This is a genomic window from Microbacterium sp., assembly GCF_052099035.1.
GTDB lineage: Bacteria > Actinomycetota > Actinomycetes > Actinomycetales > Microbacteriaceae > Microbacterium.
Genome location: NZ_JBQDSX010000006.1, coordinates 25487 through 44931 on the forward strand (window position 1 = coordinate 25487; position 19445 = coordinate 44931).

Below are 19445 nucleotides of genomic sequence, written 5' to 3' on the forward strand. Positions count from 1 at the left end.
TGCCGCTCGAACCTACTGCCGGCGCGTCTTGCGCCAGCCATCGATGATGTCCCAGGCCGCGATGCCGATGATGACCACTCCGGTGAGCACCGCGAGGATGCGGAAGATGCCGCCCTCACCGGCCGCCTCGGCGTCGCCGGCCGCAAAGCCTTCTCCGCCAGCATCCGCAACGAACGCGAGGAAGTCCGGGTTCAACAGCTGCCCGGTCACAAGCAGGTACAGCGCACCGGCGGTGAACACGACCGCGAGCACGGTGTTCGCCACAGCAAGTCCCGGCCGCCATCCTCGTCGTGCGTACACCGCGATCGCGAGCGCTGCTTCGAGCACGATGAGCGCCAGAGCCCCACTCAGCCACCAGGGCCACAGCTCCGGATTGAGGAGCGACATCGTGCCCGTCTGCCCGTCCAGTCCCCGGTTCACGTCGAGATCGCCCGTCGCGAAGACGACGAACCCGACGAAGTGGTCCCACAGCAGCGCGGCAGCGACGATCCCGAGGAACACCAGCGAGGCGATGAGGTCTCCGCGGCCCACGCCGCTCTCCTGCGGCTCCGGCAGCGAGTCCACCGACCATTTCATGCCCGTGTCGGCACCGGTCCGCTCGAGCATGAAGAACACCAGAGTGGTCCAGAAGCAGAGGTGCACGATCACGGAGAGCGCCACGGCGATCGTCTGACCGATGATCTCCCCCACCGGAGCATTCGAGACCGTCAGCCCCAGCGCCACGGCTGCCGCAGCGGTCACCGGGACGATCCACAGCAGGAGCTTCAGCAGCCGCCACCAGGTGAGGAAGTACTTCGGCCCGATCAGATGCAGCGGACGGTCGGCGTAGCCGGCCGCAAGAACCGCGGGGTCGCCGAGGTCGGTGAGGACGGTGCGCTCAGCATCCATCTGGCCCTCGCCCTGATCGACACGCGCCTCGACGGCGTCGGCGATGGATGCTTCGAGCTCGACCCGAACGTCATCCTGGGCAGTCGGGTTCAAGGATTTGGTGACGGCGGAGATATACCGCTCTGTCAGCGTGGCAGTCATGTCAGTGCTCCTGTTCTGCGAGCGAGGCGATGGCGCCCGTGAGCGCGGCCCATTCGGTGGTGAGGGTTTCGGCGAGCCGGATGCCCGCGTCCGAGGTGCGGTAGAACTTGCGAGGCCGTGCCTCTTCGGTGTTCCACTCGCTCGTGAGGTATTCCTGCTTCTCGAGCCGACGAAGCAGCGGATACAGGGTGTTCGCGTCGGTGGCGAACCCGTGACGCTCGAGGTCTTCGAGGAGGCCGTAGCCGTACCCCGGAGTGCGCAGCAGCTGCAGACAGGCGAGCACCACGGTGCCGCGCCGCAGCTCCTGCAGATGCGTATCGAGCGTTTCGTTCATGTCGATCACATTACTGTGTGTCACACACTAATGTCAACCAGCCAATGCTGGCACTGAGCGCGGAGTACGGTTGCAGAATGCTCGAGCTCACCCACATCGACCCGTTCGACACCACCGCGGTCGACCAATGGTGGGATATCTACGCGGCGGCTGAACGCGCCGATCGCGGAGCCGACACGACGGTGTGGACGCGCAACGAATCACGGCACGAGCTGCAACAGAACACCGAGGCGATCGAGCGTCGCGCCTACCTCGCTCGTATCGACGGCGAGATCGTGGCCAGCGCGCGACTCGCTCTGCCGCAGCGAGACAATATGCGCACCGCAGCTCTCGGTGTGCACGTCGCACCGAGCCTTCGTCGGCGCGGCGCCGGAACAGCGGTGCTCAGCGCGCTCGAAACGGCCGCGCAGGCCGCGGGGCGCAGCATCCTCACCTCCAGCGCATCCTGGCCGTATGCGGCCGGCGACGACGGCGACGGCATCCCTGGTCGGGAATTCGCCCGACGCCACGGCTACGCACTGGCACTCGGCGACGTGCAGAGCCGTCTGCGCCTGCCGGTCGACACCGAGCTGCTCGACGATCTCGAACGCGAAGCATCCGCCCATCGCGGGGAGTATGCGCTGAGGTCCTGGATCGGCAGCGTCCCGAAGGCGCTCGTCCGCGAGTGGGCGGAGCTGGATGCCGCGCTCGAGACCGAGGCCCCCATCGGGGACCTCGACATCGAGCCCACATCAGTCGATGTCAGCGAGGTGCGCGAGAACGAGGCACTCCTGGCCCGGCAGAATCGGCGCAGCTACGGCACAGCGGCGGTGGATGCCACCGGCCGCGTCGTCGCCTACACGCAGCTCGTGGTCTCCGGGGACGACGGCAACGCGTACCAGTGGGGCACGCTCGTGCGACGCGAGGCCCGTGGGCACCGCCTCGGAATCGCCGTAAAGATCGCGAACCTGCGGATGCTGCAGCAGCATGCGGCCAGCACCCGCTCGGTCTACACGTACAACGCCGGCGTCAACACGCACATGCTCGACATCAACCGCGCCCTGGGCTTCGCCCCGTTCGAGCACCTGGCCGAGTTCCAGAAGCACGTGCAACGCCGTTCAGGTCGCGATTTCGGTCGCTCTGAGAGCGCCACAGCGACCGAAATCGCGACCTGAACCGGGGTTACGGCGCGTCACGAGGCAGAATGAGGACATGACGCCGGGACTGGACGAGATACTGCAGACGGCACGCGTAGTCGCGCTGCCGATGACGACGCGCTTCCGCGGGGTCACGACCCGCGAGGCGCTGCTGTTCGAGGGGCCGCAGGGGTGGGCAGAGTTCTCGCCGTTCGTCGAATATGCGGATGCTGAGGCATCCGTCTGGCTCGCAGCATCCCTCGACTACGCCTGGAATGCGCCACCCGCGCTGATGCGCGAGAGCATCCCGGTGAATGCCACCGTGCCTGCGGTCGAGGCCGCACGCTTGCCCGAGATCCTCGCCCGCTTTCCCGGATGCCGGACCGCCAAGATCAAGGTCGCAGACCCGGGGCAGCACCTCGCCGACGACGTCGCGCGCGTACGAGCCGTGCGCGACGCGCTGGGCCCGGAAGGGCGGATCCGCGTCGATGCCAACGCCGCCTGGAACGTCGATGAGGCCGAGCGCGCCCTGCACGCCTTCGCCGAGTTCGACCTCGAATACGCCGAGCAGCCGTGCGCGACCGTCGACGAACTCGCCGAACTGCGCGCACGCGTGAAGTACATGGGCATCCCGATCGCGGCCGATGAGAGCATCCGCAAGGCCGAGGATCCGATCGCCGTTGCTCGCGCGGGAGCTGCCGACCTCATCGTCATCAAGGCGCAGCCGCTGGGCGGCATCCGGCGAGCGCTCGAGATCGTCGCCGAGGCCGGGCTTCCGGCTGTCGTCTCCAGCGCCCTCGACACCGCGGTCGGCCTCAGCCAGGGCGCGGCCCTCGCCGCAGCCCTCCCCCAGCTCGACTTCGACTGCGGCCTCGGCACGGGGGCGCTGTTCGTCGAGGACGTCGCCGACCTTTCACCGAGCGAAGGCGCGATCCCCGTCGGCCGGGTGACACCGGCTGCGGCACGGCTCGACCGGCTCGCGGCATCCGACGAGCGGCACGACTGGTGGCTCGACCGTCTGCGCCGCTGTCACGCGCTGCTCGACGCATCCTGACCGCGAGAATTGTCCTACGCGATGAGAATCGTGTTGCCAGCGCGAGTTTCGCACGGCAAAGCAATTCTCGCGGTTACTCAACCGGCGCGATGATCAACTCGACGAGCTGACCGAGCGCCTCGGCGCCGGCGCGGTGCAGCCTGTCTCCGTCCCATCCCGACACGGCGGCGCGGGACATGCACCCCTCCCACTGGACCATCAGCATCTGCGCGGCCACGGCGACATCGACGCGCAGGGCGAACACTCCCGAGTCGACGATTCCCTGGATGATGCCTTCGATACTCGCCGTCATCGCGCGATCCTGTGCGAGATAAGCCTTGCCGAAGGTCTCATCGCGCAGCGCCCTGATGCGGATCTCACTCATCATCAGGACGCTCAGGCGATCGTCGACCCCGGAGTCCATGACCTTCTGCACGAGTTCGATCGGGTCGGCATCCCCGCCGAGCACTCCTGATGCGACGAACTCATCGATGCGGCTGCGCACCGATGCCAGCCGCTGCTCGGCCACGGACGACGCGAGCTCGAGGAAGAGCTCGTCCTTAGACTCGAAGTTCGAGTAGAACGCTCCGCGCGTGAAGCCGGCGCGCTCGCAGATCGCCTCGACGCTCGCGCCCTCGAGCCCGACCTCGGCGAAGACCTGCGCGGCTGCGTCGAGGAGGCGCGCCCGCGTGTTCTCGCGGCGTCTGGTCACAGGAATCGTCATCGTGTCTCTATTCTGGCCGCTCGGCGTCGGATTCACATCCTGCGCACAGTTTCATGCCCGTTAACGACCGTAGGATACACATGTGTATCGGATACATCACTGTATCCATTCTCCCGTGCAGATTCTTCGGAGGATCCCTGGTGTCCACTCTCCTGTCGTCGCTCGGACGCTGGTCATTCCGCCACCCGTGGCGCGTTCTCGTCGCGTGGCTGATCATCCTCGCGGCCGCGGGCGGCGGCGCCGCCGTACTGCAGCAGGGCACGGACAACTCGTTCAGCATCCCCGGCACCGAGTCGCAGGACGGTCTCGAGCAGCTCTCGCGCTCCTTCCCGCAGGTGAGCGGCACGAACGCGCAGTTCATCGTGGTCGCCGCCGACGGCGACAAGGTCACCGATGCTGATTACCAAACGCCGATCGAGGATGCTGTCGACGAGCTCGCCGATCTCGACGGCGTGCTTGCGGCAACCTCTCCCTACGACGACATGATCGAGGGAATGATCAACGCGGATGCCACCGCCGCGATCGTCCAGCTGCAGTTCGACGGCCAGGCCACCGATGTGTCCGATGAGACCAAAGACAACCTCACCGCGATGGTCGATGACCTGCGCGGCGAGCTGCCAGAGGGCACGCAACTGAAGCTCGGTGGTGATCTGTTCGCCATTTCAATTCCCGGTGTGACGCTGACCGAGGCCGTCGGCCTCGTGATCGCGCTGCTCGTGCTCGTCGTGACGTTCCGCTCGTTCGTGGTCGCAGGTCTCCCCCTGCTGACCGCCGTGCTCGGTGTCGGCATCTCGATGGCCGGCATCTTCGCCGCGACCGCCTTCGCCTCCGTATCGTCGACGACGCCGCTGCTCGCACTCATGCTCGGGCTCGCGGTCGGCATCGACTATGCCCTGTTCATCATGGCCAGACACCAGGATCAGGTGCGCGACGGCGTCGACCCGGAGGAGTCCGCCGCACGCGCTGTCGGCACTGCGGGGTCCGCTGTCGTGTTCGCTGGCATCACGGTGCTCATCGCGTTGATCGGGCTCGGCTTCGCCGGTATCCCGTTCCTGACGACGATGGGTATCGCAGCATCCGTGGCCGTAGCCGTCGCCGTAGCCATCGCCGTGACGCTGACTCCTGCCGTGCTCGGGTTCCTCAAGGGACGCATCGCCGGGCGGCCGAAGAAGGTGCGCCCTGCCACGAAGGGGAAGAGTCCGCGCCGCAGGTTCAGCGAGCGCTGGGTCGGCGGCGTGACCAAGCATCCGATCGTCACTTCCCTCGCGGTCATCATCGGTCTCGGAATCGTCGCGGTTCCGGCGCTGAGCCTGAACCTCGCGCTGCCGAACGCTGGCGTTCTCCCCCAGGATTCCGAGGCCCGCCAGAGCTATGACCTCACAGCCGAGGAGTTCGGCCCCGGATTCAACGGGCCCCTGGTCCTCACCGGCACGATCGTCACCTCCACCGATCCGCTCACCCTGATGGAAGATCTCGGGGATGCCGTGGCGAAGGTCCCTGGCGTCAAGGAAGTGGCTCTGGCCACGCCGAACGAGACCGCCGACACCGGCATCGTGCAGGTGATCCCCGAGACCGCGCCGGATGATCCGGCCACGAGCGATGTCGTCCGCGAGCTGCGCTCCCACCACGACGAATGGCTCGACGAATTCGGCATCGATCTGAAGGTCACCGGCTTCACCGCCGTCGCCATCGATATCTCCGACCAGCTCGGCGGTGCGCTGCTGCCGTTCGGCATCTTCGTGATCGGGCTCTCGCTGATCCTGCTGACCATCGTGTTCCGCTCGCTGTGGGTACCGATCACCGCTGCGCTCGGATACCTGCTGTCGATCATCGCCGCATTCGGCGTCATCGGCGCCGTGTTCGAGTGGGGTTGGTTCGCTGATCTGCTGCACGTGGCGAAGGTCGGGCCGATCATCAGCTTCATGCCGATCATCCTCATGGGCGTGCTGTTCGGCCTCGCGATGGACTACCAGGTCTTCCTCGTCTCGCGCATGCGCGAGGACTTCGTCCACGATTCGGATTCGAAATCCCCGAACCGCGCCGAACGCCGTGCCGCCGCTCAGCGCGCGGTGAAAAGCGGATTCACCGGCTCGGCGAAGGTCGTCACGGCTGCCGGCCTCATCATGTTCGCCGTCTTCGTTGCGTTCGTGCCGGAGGGCGACTCGTCTCTCAAACCGATCGCGCTCGGGCTCGCCGCCGGCATCGCGATCGATGCCTTCCTCGTGCGTATGACGCTCATCCCCGCGCTGATGGCGATCCTCGGCGAACGCGCCTGGCAGCTGCCGAAGTGGCTGGAGAAGATCCTGCCGAGCGTCGACGTCGAGGGCGAGGCGGTGGAACGCGAAAGGCATCTCGCGGAATGGCCCGGTGACGACTCTGTCGTCGCGGCCGATGAGCTCACGCTCAGCGCGGATGCTCCGGTCATCGAGGGGCTGTCGCTGCGCCTCGCCCCCGGCGAGGCCGTCATCGCGACGGGCCGCGACAGTCGCGTTCGCCGGGCGCTCGCCCTCGCGATCGCCGGCCGACTGACACCGGATGCTGGAAAGCTGCGCGTCGTCGGGCACCTGCTGCCCGGTCGGGCAGCCTGGGTGCGCCGTCACGTCGGCAGCGTGCTGGTCGATGATGCGGATGCTGCGCTGCTCGACCTGCGCGAGGCACTGCGCGGACGCTCGAGCCTCGTCGTCATCGACGGCATCGACCGCTTCACCGGTGGGCAGCGGGATCAGGCGACGACGATGCTGCAGCGTGCTGCGGCATCTCGTCCGCTGGCCGTGTTCGCGACAGCATCCGATCCGGCGCAAGCCCGCCTCATCCTGCAGGAGGCCGCATGGCCCGCCGCGCGCATCCTGCCCCTCCCCCTATCCGCCGACGCCCGATCCGCCGAGGCCCCCTCTGGCGGTCGACGCCCCCTCTCAGATACGTCGCCCAGCGGGGGCGTGGACGATGCGAGGGGGCCTCGACACACATCTGACACGACCGAGACTCACAATTCCGAGGTGGACGCATGAACCTCTCCATCGAACGGGCACGATCCCGCAAGCCCATCACCCTGCTGACGGTCATCGGTGTGCTGCTGCTGCCGGCGATCATCGGCGGCATCCTCGTCGCGGCGCTCCAGAACCCGACCGAGCGGCTCGACACCATGACCGCGGCGATCGTCAATCTCGACGAGCCAGTCACAATCGACGACCAGTACACCCCGCTGGGGCGCCAGCTCGCGGCAGGTCTGGTCGAGGGCTCGGACGACATGGATTCGAACCTCATGTGGGTCATCTCCAACGAGAAGGATGCCGCGACCGGCCTCGCCGACGGCGACTACCAGGCCGTCATCACGATTCCCTCGGAGTTCTCAGCCGCGGCCACCTCCGCCGGGCAGAAGATATCGAGCGGCAGCGGAACGCCCGAGCAGGCGACGATCCAGGTCACCACGCCCGATGACGGCCTCGTCGCCGACGACCTCATCACCTCGCAGATCGCCTCGGTCGCCGCCAGCAGCATGGGAACGATGCTGAGCGAAGCGACCATGGAGAACGTCCTGGTCGGCTTCACGACCATCGGCGACCAGATCGGGGAAGCTGCCACCGGAGCAGACGAGCTCGCGAACGGTGCACGCTCGGCAGCGGATGGCGCGGCGGAACTGCCGGACGGCGCGACGAAGCTCGCCGACGGCGCGGGACAGCTGGGCGCCGGAGCATCGGAGTTGGCGTCGGGGCTGGGAACGATCGCGTCAGGGACGCGGGATGCTGCGACCGGCGCGAGTGCGCTGGGTAGCGGGCTGACGGACGGCGCTGCGGCGCTCGAGGCGAGCGGCCTCGTGCCGGAACAGCTGCTCGCCGCCGCGAACGGCGCGCAACAGGCGACCGCGGGTGTCAAGACTGGCGTCGACGAGCTCTCCGTCGGTATGACGGAGCTGCTCGCCGCTTGTGCGGGTCGTGAAGCTGACCCGGTTTGTGCCGGCCTTCAGCACATGGTCGACGATATGCCACAGCTACAGGGTGGCGCTGGAGCTGCTTCGCAGGCGGCTGCAGGCACAGCAACAGGCCTATCCGCTCTCAACACGCAGGCAACCACAACGATCGCCGGCCAGCTCCGTTCTGCGGGCGAAGGCGCAGCCGGTCTCGCCGGCGGCCTGTACCAGCTCGCCAGCGGCGTCGACCAGTCGGCCGCCGGAGCATCCGCTCTGAGTACCGGAGCAACCGGTCTCAGTGACGGCGCCACGGCCCTCGCCGATGGAGCGACCGAGCTGGCATCGGGCCTCGACGACCTGGCCGGCGGCAACAAGGAACTGGCCGGCGGCCTCCACCAGGCAACCGAGCAGCTCCCCTCGTTCAGTGACGAAGAGTCGACATCGCTGGCATCCGTGATCGCGGATCCGGTGTCATCGAACGCGCAGGCGAACACGATCTTCGGGCCGACGGCGATCCCGCTGCTCGCAGCCGTGGTGCTGTGGTTCGGCGGTCTGGCGTCGTTCATCGTCATGCGGGCGCACACCGCGCGCACTCTGACATCGCGCCGACCCTCGGCAGGACTCGCACTGCGCGCGTTCTGGCCGGCAGCGGCGATCGGTGCAGCTCAGGGTCTGCTCGTCGCATTGATCGTGCAGATCGTTGCCTCGTACGATGCCGCGACCTGGTGGGCGTTCGCCGGGACCGCCGTGGTCGCCGGAGTCGCATTCGCCGCGGTGAACCAGGCGCTGGTCGCAGTGTTCGGCGGGGCCGGACGCTGGGTGAGCGCGCTCGTCGGCGTCGTCGCGGTCGCCACTGGACTCATCTCGACGGTACCCGGATGGCTCTCCTCGATCGGGGCCGCGCTCCCCACCGCGCCGGCGTTCACCGGACTGATCGCCGCGAACGGCAGTGCGGTTGCCGGGCTCATCGTGTGGGGTGTGCTGTCGCTGGTCGTTACGACTATCGCGGTCGCCCTGCGCCGGACGACCTCTGCCAAGGCGGTGCTCGCCACGGCGTAGCATCCACCTCACTGTCTCGGGCGAGCGTTAGCGGCGCCCACGACTTCGAAAGGGCAGTTCAGCACGGTGTCCGACGGACGGACCGTGCCGAACTGCCCTTTCGTAGATCAGGTACAGCTCACATGCCAAGCACGCGCCAATCAGGCGCGGCTGAGTGCCGACTGCTTGAGCTTCTCGTACTCGTCCGGGGTGATCGCGCCGGAGTCGAGGAGCTGCTTCGCGTGCGCGATCTCCGCCGCCGGAGCCGGGGCCCCGCCCGACACGGAGCGGATGTACTCATCGGTCGCCGACTGCGCAGCAGCAGCCTGCTTCTGCGCACGCTCTGACATGCCGCGGCCGCGCGCGATCAGGTACACGATGGCCGTGAGGAACGGGAGGAAGATCAGGAAGATGAACCAAACCGCCTTCGCCCAGCCGTTGAGCTTGTGGTCGCGGAAGAGGTCGCTGATGATCGAGAACAGCGCCATCAGGTAGGCGATGAAGACGAAAATCGTCAGGAACCACCAGATGACGTCCCAGATCTCAGTCCAAAATGACATATTTCTCCTTGTTATCGGGCGCGGGCGACCACGAAAGCGCCCACTTCGCTGAGCATAGCGAAGTGGGGTCGCTCAGCGAAGCACAAACTGCTGCAGCGCGAGTCAGCTCAGGCCGCTGTACGCGTGCAACCCCTTGAAGAACACGTTGACGATCGTGAAGTTGAAGATGACGGCGGTGAAGCCGATGATCGACAACCACGCCGAGGGGGTTCCGCGCCACCCGCGAGTCGCACGTGCGTGGAGATACCCGGCGTAGAGCACCCAGATGATGAAGGTCCAGGTCTCCTTGACGTCGAAGCCCCAGTAGCGGCCCCAGGCGTCCTGGGCCCAGATGGAGCCGGCAATGAGGGTGAACGTCCAGAGGATGAATCCGATGATCGCGAATCGGAACGCCGTGCCCTCCAGACGGTCGGCGGCCGGGAGCGTGGCGAGGAAGCGGGGGCCCGGCTTCTCGGCTGCTTCGACGACGCGGCGCTCGCGCCGGGTCTGCATCAGCTGCAGGATCGACAGCGCACACGCGAGTGCGAAGAACGCGGTGCCGAGCGACGCGACGAACACGTGAATGACGAGCCACACGCTCTTGAGCGGGTCCATCAGCGGCACGACGCCGACGTAGAAGCTGATTGCCGCTGCTCCCAGCAGCACGACGACGAGTCCCGTGATGAACGTGCCGAGATATCGCAGATCGATGCGCGTGTTGACCAGCAGGTAGACGAACATGATCAGCAGCGTGCCGATCATCGCGAACTCGTAGAGGTTCGCCCACGGCACGCGCTCGGCGGCGATTCCACGCGTCACGACCCCAGCGAGGTGGAACAGGAATCCGAGCCCCGCAAGCACGGTGCCGATCCGGGCCATCACGTAGCGCGGCTTCGCCGGCGGGTCGGATGCTTCATCCTCAGCATCCACGCCGATATCGGCACCACCGGTGACGGAGGACGAACCTGCCCCGACCAGCTCCGCCTGACGTTCGCGGACCAGACGTGCATCCGAGCTCACTTCGGAACGGCGTGCCAGGTCGAATGCATACGCGATGAAGGACGCCGCGTAGATCGCAATCGCCGTCCAGACGAACAGGATCGAGAGAGAATCGAGATCGGGCATGGGGCCAGTCTACTTTCGGGTGGTTTCGGAGGAAGGGGCATCCAGGAGACGCGCATGCCCGGTCACGAGGTCATCGACGGCAGCCCCCAGGGTCGGGTCCTCGCCTCGGGCAAGGCCGGCGTACTCCAGCCGCACCTCTCCATCAGCGGCGGATGCTTTGACCCACATGCGGCGGCGCGGGATGAACAGGGCGAGCATGAGGCCGGCGAGGGCAAGCAGTGCGAACACGAGCACCCAGACGGCGGATGCATCGTGATGCACCTGCAGCGATACGAATCGCTTGACCGACTGCGTGAAGTCCACAGCGCCGGCAGGCGACTCATCCTCGAACGTGATCGATCCGCGTCCGCCGGGTAGCTCGGCTGTCTCCCCCGGCTGCAGCTCGAGTGATGCAGTGTCGCTGCCATCGCCGGCGATCGGTGTGAGGTCATCGGTGTCGAGCACGTAGACGGACTTCGGCGTGCCGTCGTCGATGCCGAGATCGCCCTCGTAGACCCGAAGGGTGAGGAGCGGGGCGAGCAGATCCCCGTGCGCAGAGGCAAACGCACCGTTTTCGTTCTTCACCGCGCTCGGGTAGAAGAATGCCGCGATGCCCAGTTGCTCCGGCATCCCATCTGTGACCTTGATGACGCCGAGCGAGGTGAGTGAGGTGTCCTGCGGGAGGAATGGCACCGAGTTGCTGAAGACGACCTCGTCGTCGGCGTTTCGCACGGTGACCGTCGGGGCGTAGCCGTTGCCGAGCAGGTAGACCTTGTCGCCGGCGATGTTCAGCGGGTGATTGACGCGCACCGAATCCTCGTGGGATTCGCCGTTCTGACGCACAGTCATGTTCGCCGAGAAGTTCCCCGCCTGCCCGGACGCCGCCGAGCCGTACTCCTGGTAGGTCACATCGAATGAATCGAGAGTCATCGAATACGGGCTGAGGGCGTCGTCGCCCACGAAGCGTCCACGGTTCATCGACTCGTAGTCCAGCAGGGTGTTGACGAATGTCTGCCCTTCGACGACCACGCGCTGACCGGTGTAGGCGAAGCTGCCGCCGAGGCCGACAGCGAGGAGTACACCGACGAGCGCGATGTGGAAGATGAGATTGCCGGTCTCCCGCCAGTAGCCGCGCTCGGCCGAGACGGAGTAGGTCCTCCCCTTGTCGTAGCGCTCGACGCGATAGCCGAGGGCTTTCAGCTGCTTCTGTGCGACATCGACCGATCGGGATGCCTCGGCGTCAGACGCTTCGACAGCCTCAGCGACCGAGACGTCGAGAGGGCGCACGACCTCGCGATAGTCCTCGAGGCGCTTCAGACGAGCCGGAGTCCGCGGCGGACGCGCCCGCAGCGCCTTGATGTGGTGCTTGACGCGCGGGATGACGCAACCGACCAGCGAGATGAACAGCAGCAGATAGATCGCGGAGAACCACGGCGACAGGTAGACGTCGAACATGTTCATCGCGTCGAGCACGGGGAACAGGTCGGGGTTGTCTGCCTCCCACTGGGTGACGCCGTTGGGGTCGGCCATCCGCTGCGGGAAGATCGAGCCCGGGATCGCCGCGATCGCGAGCACGAGCAGCAGCACGATTGCGGTGCGCATCGATGTCAACTGGCGCCATCCCCAGCGCAGCCAGCCGACGAATCCGAGCCGCGGCTGAGTGATCGCGGTGTCGTCACCGTCGATGTGGTCGGACGGGCGGAGCGGATCGGAACTCGTCACGGCATCCTTCTTGTGAGCGGCATCCTTCTGGGGAGCGGGGGAATCAGAGCGGGAGTTGGACACTGCCCATCACCGCCGTCAGGCGAGACATGATGTCGGTCCACAGGCCCGAGACCATCAGCACACCGAGCACGATCAGCAGGGCGCCGCCGATGATGTTGACGACGCGGATGTGCCGGCGCAGGAAACCGATCGTCTTGGTCGCCCAGCCGAAGCCGAGCGCAACGAGCAGGAACGGGATGCCGAGGCCGAGACTGTATGCGAGCCCCAGGAAGGCCGCACGCCAGGGGTCGCCGATCGTCCAGGCGACGCTGGTGATCGCGGCGAGAGTCGGGCCGATGCACGGCGCCCACCCGATACCGAGTGCGAAGCCGAGCAGCGGTGCGCCGATGAGGCCCGTCTTGGAGGTGACGTGCATGCGCCACTCGCGCTGCGCGAAGCCGAAGAGCCCCAGGAAGACCAGCCCCATCGCGATGATGACGGCGCCCAGGATACGAGTGATCAGCTCACCCCGCTGCAGGAAGAAGACGGATGCTGCGCCGCCGATGACGGTGAACGTGATGAACACGATGCTGAAGCCGAGGATGAACAGCAGCACGCCCAGCACGAGTCGGCCGCGGCCGCTCTTCGCGGGCCCTGTCGCGGCGCCTCGCGGCGTGACCGCTCCCCCGATGAATCCGAGGTACCCCGGAACGAGCGGGAGCACGCACGGCGAGAGGAACGACACCAGCCCCGCGAGCATCGCCACCGGGATCGCGAGCCAGAGAGCGCCGGAACCGATCAGTTCGGGAGCGTTCACGCTTCCTCCGCGAGCGCGTCTCCGACGAGGGTCGCGAGGATGCTGGGACCGTCGAGCTGTCCGATGATGCGAGCAGCGACCCGCCCCTGCTTGTCGAGCACGAGAGTGGTCGGTGTCGCCTGGATCGGGGTCGCATTGGCGAATGCGAGCTTGGCAGTACCGCTGTCGACGTCGATGAGGCTCGGGTAGGTGATCCCGTACGTCTCGGCGAATGCCTTCGCCGTATCGGCCTGGTCGTACGTATTGACGCCGATGAACGACACGTCATCGTCCGCGTACTTCTGCCACACGCTCTCGAGGTCGCCGGCTTCCGCCCTGCACGGCGCGCATCCCGCGTACCAGAAGTTGACGACCGTGACGTCGCCGGCGATCTCAGCACTGTCGAACTCCGCGCCCGCTTCGGTCACGCCGCTGAAATCGACCGGTTCACCGCGTTCTGCGACCGGGATCTCTTCGACTGCGCCATCCGCCGAGATGTAGCCCTTGCCGTCACCGTCGAGGTACTGCTGCGCCACGGGATCAGCAGAGCAGCCAGCCAGAGTGAGGGCGAACACCGCGGCGAGCGCGGCTGTAAGCAACGAGCGAGAACGGGGCACATTCCCAGTCTACGCAGGGCTTTCTATGGGTGATCTGGAAGGTTCTGGGCACGCACGCACATCAGAACTTCGCGAGCACGTCCTCGACTCCGGCGCGGAATCGAGGGCACGTGGTGATGTCGTGGGCGGTGCAGCGCACGGCGTGCTCGGTCATCTCTTTCGAGAGGCGCATCTCCTCCATGCGCTGGTCGAGATCGGCCAGGTGGGCGAAGAGGACCTCGTGTCGACCGCTGCGGCCGTCATCGAGCAGGATCCCGATCTGCTCGAGGGTCATTCCCGCGGCTTTGCTGCGCTGGATCACGGCGATGCGCACGATCTCCTCTTCGCCATAGCGTCGGCGTCCTGCCTGGTCACGCTCAGGACGCAGCAGGCCGACGGACTCCCAGTGCCGGAGCACATTGGTGGGCAGGCCGACGCGTTCGGCGACCTCTCCGACGGACCAGGGATGCTCGGCGCTTGACTTCATGTTGACATGAAGTCACACACTGTGTGAGAAAGCAAGCTCGGGAGAGGAATTCACTATGTACGACGCGATCGTGATCGGGGCAGGACCCGCGGGGCTGCAGGCAGGACTCACGCTGGGGAGAATGCACCGCAAGACGCTCGTCCTCGATTCGGGCGAGTACCGCAACGGCACCGTGGCACACATGCACAACGTGCTCGGCGACGATGGGACGGCGCCCGACGATTATCGTGCGCGGGCGCGCAAACAGCTCGCGGAGTATCCGGATGTGGAGTTCAGCCCCGGTACCGTCGCGCGGATCTCGGGAACCGTCGACGACTTCACCGTGCACTTTCCCGACGGCCACAGCGAGGACACCCGACGCATCGTCCTCGCCACCGGCGTCGTCGATGACCTCCCCTCCGTTGTCGGCCTCGATGACCTCTGGGGCCGCCGCGTCTTCGCGTGCCCGTTCTGCGACGGGCACGAGTTCGACGGCGAGGAGATCGGAGTCATCGGCGCAGGTCCGCGCGCGGCGCACCTGATCGGGATGCTCGGACGCATCGCCGCGGGCATCACGGTGTTCCCGATCGACACCGACCTCCCTGAAGATCTGGCGGCGCTCGGGACGACAGGGGTGCAGGTTGCCCCAGCCGTGGAGGCAGTCGCTGCGGCAGGCGAAGGTGTGACCGTGACCGCTGGTGGCAAGGAGCATCCGCTGGCCGGCCTTTTCGTCGCGGCAGGCACGTTCCATCAGCGCGGCGCCTTCATCGCGGACCTCGGGCTGCGCATGCTCGACAGCGGCGGGATCGAGATCGACGACTTCGGACGCACCTCTGTTCCCGGCATCACTGCAGCGGGAGATCTCGCGCACCGCGCATCCATGCCCGGGCCGATGCCCTCGGTCATTCAAGCCGCAGCGGCAGGGCAGCTGGCGGCATCCGCCGTCGTGCAGGAGCTGAGCGTCTGAGGTTGCGCAGGCCTACACAGCGCCGAGGTCGATGCCGCCGGCTGCGGGCTCGGCGTAGCCGACCTCGCGCCACACGTCGCCGACGCGCTCGAACGAGGTGACGCTGGAGAGCGCGCAGCGCCGGGTGCGCGGATCGTGCGGAAGTCGGAGACCTGCAACGTGCAGGTGCGTGATCCAGATCGGCGCCTGGTGGGAGACGATCACGATGTCACCGCTGTCGGTCTCATGCCAGGCGTCGTTCATCGCGGCTTCCACCCGCTCGGCGACGGCGACATATGGCTCGCCCCAGCTCGGCACCGAGGGCCTGCGCAGATGCCACCAGTTGCGCGGGTCGCGCAACGCCCTGCTCATGCGCGTCCCCTCGAACACGTTCGTGGGTTCGATGACGCGTTCATCGAGCACCGGCTCCAGCCCGAAGATCTCCGTGAACGGCTCGGCGGACTCCTGCGTGCGCTGCAACGGTGAACAGCGCAGGGACGTCACTGCACGCCCCTGCTGCTCGATGTACTCCGCGGCGGCCCGGGCCATCCGTCTGCCGTCCTCGCTCAGGCGGTAATGCGGAAGCCGCCCGTAGAGCACCCGTTCCGGGTTGTAGACCTCGCCATGCCGGACGAGATGCAGACGCTCTGCCGCCATCTCAGACCTTGCGGTAGGTTGCCGAGCCGAATCCGATGATCAGGTGGCCGATGAACGGGAACAGCCAGAGCAGGAAGAACGAGAACGCCCCGCCCTTGCCGAAGTTCTTACCCTCCTTTATCGCCACGACGATCGCGAAGACGATGTTCACGATGGGGATCAGGTAGAGCAGCGCGAACCAAGCGGACATGCCCGCGATCTTCACGAGGAAGACCCAGTTCACGATGGGAATGATCGCCAGGATGCCTGGATACCCCGCCTTCGAGAAGACCTTCCACATCGTGATCGCATAGATCACGTAGACGATGATGCTCACCCAGACGTTGGTCGCCGAGTACACCTGTTCGCTGAGCAGATTCGAATCCATGCCCCCGACTCTAGCGGTGGGCGCGAGCTCGATCAGGGATCTTGAGGACCGGTGATCGCACGCAGGGCGCGCACGTGGCGGTCGTATGCGCGGCGGCCCTTCGCCGTCGACCGCACCCAGGTACGGGGGCGTGCGCCGACATAACCCTTCGTGACCTTCACATAGCCGAGATTCTCCAGGTGCGAGATGCCCTTGCTGACCGCCGAGTCGTCGGCTTCGATGAGGTCGCGGATCGCGCCGAAGTCCAACTCGACGTCGTCCGCCAGTGCGGCCATGACGGATAGGCGCACCGGCGTGAGGAGCGCCTCGTCGAGGTCATGCCGGGGATGAGACACGAGCGCGCCCTGGAAGGAATGCCGAGACGATGAGAGACGCTGCCACCAGCACTCCGGCAGCGGTGGCCATCGGCGGGGTGACGAGATCTGTGGCGATGATGAGCACGACGAGCGCGAACATCAGGAGTGCGGCCACCCCGAACCCCGCCCACTGGACCCATTGCCACTCATAGCCGGTGCGCAGCAGACCCCAGGATTTCGTCCGCGCGGAGATACCGACGAGGGCGACCATGAGACCGAGCATCATGACGAGCCAGGCGAGAGCCGGAACGAGGACGACCGCGCACGCCAGTCCGAAGAAGAGCCCTATGAATACTGTCATGAGCCGCGCTGGCACAGGCAGATTCCGTGGTCGCCTCTCACGGTCCTCAGCGCCGACGGGAGCGCGCAGGACGACGCGAAGAGGGCGGATGCCGAAGACCAGCAGTGTGATCGCGAAGGCGATCAACGCCACCCACCAGGGGTATCCACCGCCCGCGATGCCCCAGATGAGCAGGATCACGAGGATGAGTATGAAGAAGCCGAGGGCGATCCAGTACCTCGGCGTCGCACTCAGGCGCTCTCTGAAGCGTTCACTGGCGCCGCTGACGAGGACCGACGACACGATGATCGGCGGCAGCGCGAGCGTCATCGTCGTTCCTCCGAACGCACTCGCGCCGCCCTCGACCGAACCGGTGAAGACGAACACGGCCATGTAGGCGGCCAGCAGGACGGTGTAGGTGAGCTGCAGCAGTGCATGACCTCGAGGCCTCCGTGCCTCCCGCGCACGGATCGACTCCGCATCGCGAAGAGCTCGCCTCTGGCGGTCATCCACATCGCTTCCAAATTCACTTTCCATATGGCAAGTATGTGCCTATGGGCAAGTGCTTGCAAGAGACCACCTCGGTCGCACACGCCCGCCGGACGCGCCCACGTAGAATGGGCGAGTTCCCTTTTCTGAACTGGAGGAATCTTCCGTGCTTCGCACTCACACGACCGGCTCTTTGCGAGCCGAGCACATCGGTCAGACCGTCACCCTCACGGGTTGGGTCGATCGTCGTCGTGATCACGGAGGAGTCGCGTTCATCGATCTCCGCGATGCCTCGGGCATCGCCCAGGTGGTCATCCGCGACGAAGAGACTGCGCACCCGCTGCGCAGCGAGTTCGTCTTGAAGGTCACCGGCGAGGTCTCCCGTCGCCCCGAGGGCAACGCGAACCCGAACCTCCCCTCCGGCGAGATCGAGGTCATCGCGACCGATGTCGAGGTGCTGAACGAATCCGCGCCTCTCCCGTTCCAGGTCTCCACCGGCCTCGGCGACAGCGAGACGATCGGCGAGGACGTGCGGTTCAAGTACCGCTATCTCGACCTGCGACGCCCGTCCGCAGCATCCGCTCTGCGCCTGCGTTCGAAGGTTTACAGGGCGGTGCGCGAGGTGCTCGACGCACGCGAGTTCGTCGAGGTCGAGACTCCGACGCTCACCCGCTCGACGCCCGAGGGCGCGCGCGACTTCGTGGTGCCCGCACGCCTGCACCCGGGCAGCTGGTACGCCCTGCCGCAGAGCCCACAGCTGTTCAAGCAGCTGCTCATGGTCGGCGGCATCGAGAAGTACTACCAGATGGCTCGCTCCTACCGCGATGAGGACTTCCGCGCCGACCGGCAGCCGGAGTTCACGCAGCTCGACATCGAGATGAGCTTCGTCGACCAGGAAGACGTCATCGAGATGATGGAAAGCGTCCTGGTCGCGATGTGGGCAACCATCGGTGTCGAGGTGCAGACCCCGATTCCGCGCATCACCTACGCCGACGCGATGGCCAAGTACGGCTCGGACAAGCCCGACCTGCGCTTCGGGCTCGAGCTCGTTGAGGCGACGGAGTACTTCGCCGACACCACGTTCCGCGTGTTCCAGTCCGAGTACGTCGGCTCTGTCGTGATGCCCGGCGGCGCATCGCAGCCTCGCAAGAAGCTCGACGCCTGGCAGGACTGGGCCAAGCAGCGCGGAGCCCGCGGACTCGCCTATGTACTCTTCAACGAGGATGGCTCGCTCGGCGGCCCTGTTGCCAAGAACCTGTCCGAGAAGGAGCAGTCCGGACTCGCCGACCTTGTCGGCGCGAAGCCGGGCGACTGCGTCTTCTTTGCCGCGGGCTCGGCGAAGGACTCGCGCGCACTGCTGGGAGCCGCCCGCGTCGAGATCGGTCGCCGACTCGACCTCCTCGACCCCGACACGTTCGCCTTCACCTGGGTTGTGGATGCTCCGATGTTCGAGCCTGCGGCGGATGCCGTGGCATCCGGTGACGTCGCCGTCGGCGCCGGGACCTGGACCGCCGTGCACCATGCCTTCACGGGCCCGAAGCCGGAGTTCGCGGACACCTTCGACACCGACCCCGGGTCTGCCCTCGCGTATGCGTACGACATCGTCTGCAACGGCTCGGAGCTCGGCGGCGGTTCGATCCGCATCCACCAGGAGTCCGTGCAGAAGCGCGTATTCGAGGTCATGGGCATCTCGGATGAGGTCGCGAACGAGCAGTTCGGCTTCCTGCTGGACGCGTTCAAGTTCGGCGCCCCGCCGCACGGCGGAATCGCGCTGGGCATGGACCGCGTGCTGCAGCACCTGACGAAGACTGAGTCGATCCGCGAGGTCATCGCGTTCCCGAAAACCGGCAACGGCTTCGACCCGCTGACCAGCGCCCCCGCCCCCATCACCGACGCGCAGCGCGCCGAGGCCGGCGTGGACTTCGTCCCGGAGGACTGACTCCCCGTCCGTCGAGGCCCCCTCTG

At 66.6% G+C, this 19445-nt stretch carries 19 protein-coding genes; 6 read left to right on the forward strand and 13 right to left on the reverse strand.

The genetic code is table 11. The features are described 5' to 3' along the window. Positions 1-12: 12 nt before the first annotated feature. Both ACTIAO_RS03160 and ACTIAO_RS03165 read right to left on the reverse strand, forming a co-directional pair. Positions 13-1029 carry a permease prefix domain 1-containing protein gene (locus tag ACTIAO_RS03160; RefSeq protein WP_441904815.1) on the reverse strand — a complete coding sequence of 339 codons (1017 nt, stop codon included), beginning with the start codon at positions 1027-1029 and terminating at the stop codon, positions 13-15. Position 1030: 1 nt separating this feature from the next. Beyond that, positions 1031-1363, reverse strand: a complete 333-nt coding sequence (locus tag ACTIAO_RS03165; protein ID WP_441904816.1) for a PadR family transcriptional regulator — start codon at positions 1361-1363, stop codon at positions 1031-1033. Positions 1364-1440: 77 nt separating this feature from the next. Between ACTIAO_RS03165 and ACTIAO_RS03170 the strand changes: the two genes are divergently transcribed. Both ACTIAO_RS03170 and ACTIAO_RS03175 read left to right on the forward strand, forming a co-directional pair. Then, positions 1441-2517, forward strand: coding sequence for a GNAT family N-acetyltransferase (locus ACTIAO_RS03170; RefSeq protein ID WP_441904817.1), 1077 nt, complete (start codon positions 1441-1443; stop codon positions 2515-2517). Positions 2518-2554: 37 nt separating this feature from the next. Then, positions 2555-3532, forward strand: a complete 978-nt coding sequence (locus tag ACTIAO_RS03175; protein WP_441904818.1) for an o-succinylbenzoate synthase — start codon at positions 2555-2557, stop codon at positions 3530-3532. A 73-nt stretch (positions 3533-3605) separates the two neighbouring features. Here the strand turns inward: ACTIAO_RS03175 and ACTIAO_RS03180 are convergent, their stop codons facing one another. Next, complete coding sequence (locus tag ACTIAO_RS03180) at positions 3606-4235, reverse strand: TetR/AcrR family transcriptional regulator (RefSeq protein ID WP_441904819.1); 630 nt, start codon at positions 4233-4235, stop codon at positions 3606-3608. A 140-nt stretch (positions 4236-4375) separates the two neighbouring features. Between ACTIAO_RS03180 and ACTIAO_RS03185 the strand changes: the two genes are divergently transcribed. Next, a complete protein-coding gene (locus ACTIAO_RS03185) occupies positions 4376-7243 on the forward strand; it encodes an efflux RND transporter permease subunit (RefSeq protein ID WP_441904820.1) in 2868 nt (955 codons plus the stop codon). Beyond that, positions 7240-9201: a YhgE/Pip domain-containing protein gene (locus ACTIAO_RS03190; RefSeq protein ID WP_441904821.1), complete on the forward strand. Its 1962-nt coding sequence runs from the start codon at positions 7240-7242 to the stop codon at positions 9199-9201. Before ACTIAO_RS03185 ends, ACTIAO_RS03190 begins: the two co-directional genes overlap by 4 nt. 140 nt (positions 9202-9341) lie before the next feature. Here the strand turns inward: ACTIAO_RS03190 and ACTIAO_RS03195 are convergent, their stop codons facing one another. From ACTIAO_RS03195 to ACTIAO_RS03220, 6 genes are all read right to left on the reverse strand, one after another. Then, on the reverse strand, positions 9342-9740 hold the full coding sequence (locus tag ACTIAO_RS03195; protein ID WP_441904822.1) for an SHOCT domain-containing protein: 399 nt from the start codon (positions 9738-9740) through the stop codon (positions 9342-9344). Positions 9741-9842: 102 nt separating this feature from the next. After that, entirely contained in the window at positions 9843-10844 is a 1002-nt protein-coding gene (ccsB, locus tag ACTIAO_RS03200; protein ID WP_441904823.1) for a c-type cytochrome biogenesis protein CcsB, read from the reverse strand. A gap of 9 nt (positions 10845-10853) precedes the next feature. Next, on the reverse strand, positions 10854-12608 hold the full coding sequence (resB, locus tag ACTIAO_RS03205) for a cytochrome c biogenesis protein ResB (RefSeq protein WP_441904824.1): 1755 nt from the start codon (positions 12606-12608) through the stop codon (positions 10854-10856). Further along, the gene (locus ACTIAO_RS03210; protein ID WP_441904825.1) at positions 12589-13344 is read right to left on the reverse strand and encodes a cytochrome c biogenesis CcdA family protein; all 756 of its coding nucleotides are present in this window, start codon (positions 13342-13344) and stop codon (positions 12589-12591) included. The genes resB and ACTIAO_RS03210 overlap by 20 nt, the downstream gene beginning before the upstream one ends. Next, positions 13341-13940 carry a TlpA family protein disulfide reductase gene (locus ACTIAO_RS03215; protein WP_441904826.1) on the reverse strand — a complete coding sequence of 200 codons (600 nt, stop codon included), beginning with the start codon at positions 13938-13940 and terminating at the stop codon, positions 13341-13343. Before ACTIAO_RS03215 ends, ACTIAO_RS03210 begins: the two co-directional genes overlap by 4 nt. 61 nt (positions 13941-14001) lie before the next feature. Beyond that, positions 14002-14406, reverse strand: a complete 405-nt coding sequence (locus ACTIAO_RS03220; protein ID WP_441904827.1) for a MerR family transcriptional regulator — start codon at positions 14404-14406, stop codon at positions 14002-14004. Between the two features lie 55 nt (positions 14407-14461). Here ACTIAO_RS03220 and ACTIAO_RS03225 point away from each other — a divergent pair, with 55 nt between their 5' ends. Further along, positions 14462-15352 carry an NAD(P)/FAD-dependent oxidoreductase gene (locus tag ACTIAO_RS03225; protein ID WP_441904829.1) on the forward strand — a complete coding sequence of 297 codons (891 nt, stop codon included), beginning with the start codon at positions 14462-14464 and terminating at the stop codon, positions 15350-15352. A gap of 12 nt (positions 15353-15364) precedes the next feature. On the opposite strand, the gene ACTIAO_RS03230 is transcribed toward ACTIAO_RS03225, so the two are convergent. Genes ACTIAO_RS03230 through ACTIAO_RS03245 form a run of 4 tightly spaced genes read right to left on the reverse strand, consistent with a single transcriptional unit; the run spans position 15365 to position 17528 of the window. Continuing rightward, complete coding sequence (locus tag ACTIAO_RS03230) at positions 15365-15988, reverse strand: histidine phosphatase family protein (RefSeq protein WP_441904830.1); 624 nt, start codon at positions 15986-15988, stop codon at positions 15365-15367. Position 15989: 1 nt separating this feature from the next. Next, positions 15990-16355, reverse strand: a complete 366-nt coding sequence (locus ACTIAO_RS03235) for a DUF5684 domain-containing protein (RefSeq protein WP_441904831.1) — start codon at positions 16353-16355, stop codon at positions 15990-15992. A 32-nt stretch (positions 16356-16387) separates the two neighbouring features. Then, positions 16388-16690: a winged helix-turn-helix domain-containing protein gene (locus tag ACTIAO_RS03240; RefSeq protein ID WP_441904832.1), complete on the reverse strand. Its 303-nt coding sequence runs from the start codon at positions 16688-16690 to the stop codon at positions 16388-16390. Continuing rightward, positions 16671-17528, reverse strand: a complete 858-nt coding sequence (locus ACTIAO_RS03245) for a hypothetical protein (protein WP_441904833.1) — start codon at positions 17526-17528, stop codon at positions 16671-16673. The genes ACTIAO_RS03240 and ACTIAO_RS03245 overlap by 20 nt, the downstream gene beginning before the upstream one ends. A 118-nt stretch (positions 17529-17646) precedes the next feature. Here ACTIAO_RS03245 and aspS point away from each other — a divergent pair, with 118 nt between their 5' ends. Further along, a complete protein-coding gene (gene aspS, locus ACTIAO_RS03250) occupies positions 17647-19419 on the forward strand; it encodes an aspartate--tRNA ligase (RefSeq protein WP_441904834.1) in 1773 nt (590 codons plus the stop codon). Positions 19420-19445 lie beyond the last annotated feature (26 nt).

Bases quoted from the DNA above. Each gene is read 5' to 3' on its own strand.
- ACTIAO_RS03245 (WP_441904833.1), bottom strand. From the start codon at position 17,528: ATGGAAAGTGAATTTGGAAGCGATGTGGATGACCGCCAGAGGCGAGCT.
- ACTIAO_RS03160 (WP_441904815.1), bottom strand. From the start codon at position 1,029: ATGACTGCCACGCTGACAGAGCGGTATATCTCCGCCGTCACCAAATCC.
- ACTIAO_RS03195 (WP_441904822.1), bottom strand. From the start codon at position 9,740: ATGTCATTTTGGACTGAGATCTGGGACGTCATCTGGTGGTTCCTGACG.
- ACTIAO_RS03220 (WP_441904827.1), bottom strand. From the start codon at position 14,406: ATGAAGTCAAGCGCCGAGCATCCCTGGTCCGTCGGAGAGGTCGCCGAA.
- ACTIAO_RS03235 (WP_441904831.1), bottom strand. From the start codon at position 16,355: ATGGATTCGAATCTGCTCAGCGAACAGGTGTACTCGGCGACCAACGTC.
- ACTIAO_RS03175 (WP_441904818.1), top strand. From the start codon at position 2,555: ATGACGCCGGGACTGGACGAGATACTGCAGACGGCACGCGTAGTCGCG.
- ACTIAO_RS03190 (WP_441904821.1), top strand. From the start codon at position 7,240: ATGAACCTCTCCATCGAACGGGCACGATCCCGCAAGCCCATCACCCTG.
- ACTIAO_RS03225 (WP_441904829.1), top strand. From the start codon at position 14,462: ATGTACGACGCGATCGTGATCGGGGCAGGACCCGCGGGGCTGCAGGCA.
- ACTIAO_RS03165 (WP_441904816.1), bottom strand. From the start codon at position 1,363: ATGAACGAAACGCTCGATACGCATCTGCAGGAGCTGCGGCGCGGCACC.
- ACTIAO_RS03170 (WP_441904817.1), top strand. From the start codon at position 1,441: ATGCTCGAGCTCACCCACATCGACCCGTTCGACACCACCGCGGTCGAC.
- ACTIAO_RS03230 (WP_441904830.1), bottom strand. From the start codon at position 15,988: ATGGCGGCAGAGCGTCTGCATCTCGTCCGGCATGGCGAGGTCTACAAC.
- ACTIAO_RS03180 (WP_441904819.1), bottom strand. From the start codon at position 4,235: ATGACGATTCCTGTGACCAGACGCCGCGAGAACACGCGGGCGCGCCTC.
- ccsB (WP_441904823.1), bottom strand. From the start codon at position 10,844: ATGCCCGATCTCGATTCTCTCTCGATCCTGTTCGTCTGGACGGCGATT.